Here is a 3987-nt window from a genome sequence, read left to right on the forward strand (position 1 = left end):
CCGCAAAGAAAAGTGACTCGGGCCCTTTAGGGTCCGAAAGCTCCGAAAGCTCCGAAAGCGCCGCAGGCAATCCCCCAACACCACGACATACCCAGCTGAGGCGACATGCTAATCAGGCCCTCCGGGAGAGAGGGACACTCCATGATGATGTACAGGTTGCGCAAGTCCATTCAGCACGCCTCGCAAATTTTCGAGATATCCGGGCAACGCTAGCAACACCTGATCGGCATCAGCCGCCATCAGTTCACGTCCATCCGCGATCACGCGACCGCCCGTAAAAAGCTGCAGTGCGCCCAGTACACGATGCAAGGTGCGCTGCGCCATCGCGCCATCGCATTGCGCGATAGCCTGCTCAAGCTTGCGCAGATCCGCCTCGCTGGTTCGCAGCATGGCCTGCAGCATCTCGGCGCGCAGGTCTTCCATGCCCGGTTCGGCGAACACGTCCTCGAAAAAGACTGCTTCCGCTGGGTGCGTATCGGTCGCCGCACGCGGTGCCCACGTGTGCAGCTTGTCTTCCAGTGGGCGCAACTGCACCGGTTTGCTCAGGTAATCGTCCATGCCCGCTTCGCGGCAGCGTTCGATCTCGCCATCCAGCGCGTTGGCGGTCATGGCGATCACCGGCAGGCGCGTGCGCTTGGTTTGCACTTCGTGCTGGCGCCATGCGGTAGCCAATTCGTAGCCGTTCATCAGCGGCATTTGGCAATCGGTGAGCAGCATGGCGTAATCGTGCCGGCGCAAAGCGTCGAGCGCGGCGTGGCCGTCACCCACTACATCGCAGTCCCAACCCAACAGACCGAGCTGGCGGCGGATCAATGATTGGCTGATCGGATGATCTTCCGCGACCAGAATGCGACCGCCGGCGTGTGGCGTGGCGACGGGCGTCATCACCGGCACAACCGCATCGCGTGAAGGCTGCGCCAGTGGTTGCAACGCTTGCACGCAAACGCGCGAAACCGCCTGCCACTTCAGCGGATTGGCGTGCAGCCAAATACGTTCGTCGCGATCGCGCGATCCACTGCTGCCGTTCGCGCTGGCGTCGACCAGAATGGGTTGCGCGGCAATCGCCGCGGCGCTTTCCTGGTCGCCTGCATCGATGAACAACAGATTGGCCGCTGCGCCACGCCGCATCGGCGCCGTGGGTGGAATCTGCTCCACCGTCAAACCCAGCGCGGCGAGATGCGCGATCAAGGCATTGGCAACACCGGCCGATGCGAGCCGTACGATGGCGTGACGTCCCGCCAGCTCCGGCGGACGGTCGATCTCGCGCTGGGCAATAGGCAAGCGGAGTTCGAGCGTTACCTTGGTGCCTTCGCCGAGGCGGCTGCTCAATTCAATGCTGCCATTCATCAACTGGACCAGATGCCGACAGATTGCCAAGCCTAAGCCGGTGCCGCCGTAGCGGCGCGTGGTCCACGATTCCGCCTGCGAGAACGGGGTGAACAGGGTGGCCTGCTTGTCTGCGGCGATGCCGATGCCGGTGTCGGTCACGCTGATGCGCACGCGTTGCGCATGACCGTCGTCGCCGATCACGCGCAAGCCGACGGATACGTTGCCTTGCTCGGTGAATTTCGCAGCGTTGTTCAGCAGGTTCAGCAGAATCTGCCGAATGCGCACACTGTCGCCCATCAGCTTGCCGGCGAGCGTCGCATCCGCGCCCACTTCGACAGCCAAGCCTTTCTTGTGCGCGGTACCGGCCAACATGCCGACCACGTTGTCGATCAGCGTACGCAGGTCGAACGGCGCGTCGTCCAGGCGCACGTTGCCGGCTTCCAGCTTGGAGAAATCCAGCACGTCGTTGAGCACCTGCAGCAGCACGCCAGCGGAATCCTCCACGGCATGCACCAGTTCGCGCTGTTCCTGATCCAGTGGCGTGCGACCCAGCAGTTCGAGCATGCCGATCACGCCGTTCATCGGCGTGCGGATCTCATGGCTCATGGTGGCGAGGAAGTCCGCCTTCGCCTTGGACGCGCGCTCGGCCGCGTCGCGTGCGGCGAGCAGCGTCTGGTTGTGGGCGTTGATGCTGGTGGTGTCGATGAAATAGCCGATCCATTCCATCTTGCGATCGGGTAGTCGGCGCGTGCCCATCACCAGGTGAATCCAGCGCAGGCCTTCCGCGCCATACGCACGGAAATCCAGCGTGACGGTGCTGCGATGCCGGGTCGCGCGTTGCAATAAGCGCCGCAAGTCGGGTGCATCTTCGGGATGGATGCGATCGTGGAACGGCCAGTCGCGCAGCACGTCATCGCTTTCCAGCAGGTCGCTCTGCGCCAGGCCAAATAGTGCGTGCAGGTTGCCGGCGATGAAGGCCAGCCGCTGCCGGCGGTCGTCGCCGCGGCGCACGGCGAATACCACCACGGGGATGCGCTGAGTGATATCGCGCAGGCTTTGCTCGGTGGCGCGTGCGCTCAGTTCGATCTGGCGATATTCGGTGATGTCCAGCAGCACGCCGATGCTGCCGTTCGCACTGCCGTCCGGTGCATGCGTGGGTGCTTCCAGGAACAGGCCAGTGCGTTGACTGCCGTCGTGACTGACGTAATCCAGCTCGCCGCGTTGTACTTTGTCTTCGCGCAGCGCTTCCATCCCGATCTGATGCAGGTGCTGCATGGGTGGCGTGCCATCGGCGAGCGGCAGCCAGCGGTGTTCGGTCAGTTCAAGGCTGGTATGGCCCACGGCGTGCGCGGGATCGATGCCGAGCCGGTGCAGGCAGGCGCTGTTGAGCACCCGGTACGTGCCGGAGGCATCCTTGAGCAGAACAGGAAAGGGCACGGCATCAAGCTGTGCCTGCGCTACCGCCGCTTGCTGTTGCATGGTCTGCTCAGCTTCCGCCAGTTTCTGCCGTTGCATGAACACCATGCGCAGCACCACCAGGGCAAGCAGGGCGGTAAGGCTGAGCAACGCGGCGAGCACCACCACGGCGATGGAGACAGGGCTGGCATCAAACCAGCCGGAGGCCGCGTCGCTGATGAAAAGGGCAAGGGTCACGGCGGTGTACTGAGCAAGGTCGATCCCTGTGAGCCGGCCTCGACGGCGGCCCTGGCGCCATGATGCCCATATGACGCAGGCCCGGCTAGCGGGGACCTTACGTGTTCTTTGGTTAGAATCGGACCCAGAGCAGCTGCATACGCCGCTGGTTGGGAATCAGAGCATCCCTGGCTATGCCCCCGAGTGGTGAGATAACCCAGATCGTCATCGCCGACGATCACCCCGTCGTGATGCTTGGCATCCGCGCGCTGCTGAAAGAACACAGCGGTCTGCAGGTGGTCGGCGAGGCGAGCAACGGTCGCGAATTGCTGGGTGTGCTGGCCGGCCAGCCCTGCGATCTGCTGATCACCGATTTTTCCATGCCCTACGAAGATGGCTCCGGCGACGGATTGCCTCTGCTGCGGCGCCTGCGTCGCGACCATCCCAGGCTGCCGATCATCGTGCTCACCATGCTGCACAACCCAGCAATTACTCGCGGCATGCTGGCCGCTGGGGTCAATGGCTTGGTCGCCAAGGGCGCGATGACCAAGGAACTCCTGCTCGCCATTGGCGCCGTACTCAACGGCCGTACATATATATGCGAGGCCATGCGCGAGCATGTGGTCGACTGGTCGCCACCGAGCGAGCCGGACGGCGTTGCCGATCCGGCTGTGCTGTCGCGGCGCGAGGTCGAAGTGGTGCGGCTTTACGCCCAGGGTTTGTCGGTGACCCAGATCGCCGAACAGCTGCATCGCAGCGTGAAGACGGTCAGCCAGCAGAAGAACGATGCGATGCGCAAGCTGGGCATTACCAGCAATACGCAGTTGTTTGAGTATGCGCGGACGTATGGGTTGCTGTGATCTTTGCCTCTCTCCTTCGGCCTGATTAGCGTCTCGCCTCAGCTGGGGGTGTCGTTTGTTGGGGCATTGCCTGCGGCGCTTCCGGTCGCGAAGCGACCGGGTCACTTTTCTTTGCTGGCCCAAAGAAAAGTAACGGCGGAGTCAATCTAGAAGTGCATCATCAATC

2 protein-coding genes are annotated in these 3987 nt (G+C 63.0%); one reads left to right on the top strand and one right to left on the bottom strand.

What is annotated here, in order from left to right; all coding sequences use genetic code 11:
- Nucleotides 1–108: 108 nt before the first annotated feature.
- The gene (locus tag QQJ86_RS16225) at nucleotides 109–2982 is read right to left on the bottom strand and encodes an ATP-binding protein (RefSeq protein ID WP_284322009.1); all 2874 of its coding nucleotides are present in this window, start codon (nucleotides 2980–2982) and stop codon (nucleotides 109–111) included.
- A 173-nt stretch (nucleotides 2983–3155) separates the two neighbouring features.
- Between QQJ86_RS16225 and QQJ86_RS16230 the strand changes: the two genes are divergently transcribed.
- A complete protein-coding gene (locus tag QQJ86_RS16230) occupies nucleotides 3156–3821 on the top strand; it encodes a response regulator (RefSeq protein ID WP_284322010.1) in 666 nt (221 codons plus the stop codon).
- Nucleotides 3822–3987 lie beyond the last annotated feature (166 nt).

It is taken from the genome of Dyella acidisoli, assembly GCF_030160295.1.
In the GTDB taxonomy this organism is placed as follows: domain Bacteria; phylum Pseudomonadota; class Gammaproteobacteria; order Xanthomonadales; family Rhodanobacteraceae; genus Dyella_B; species Dyella_B acidisoli.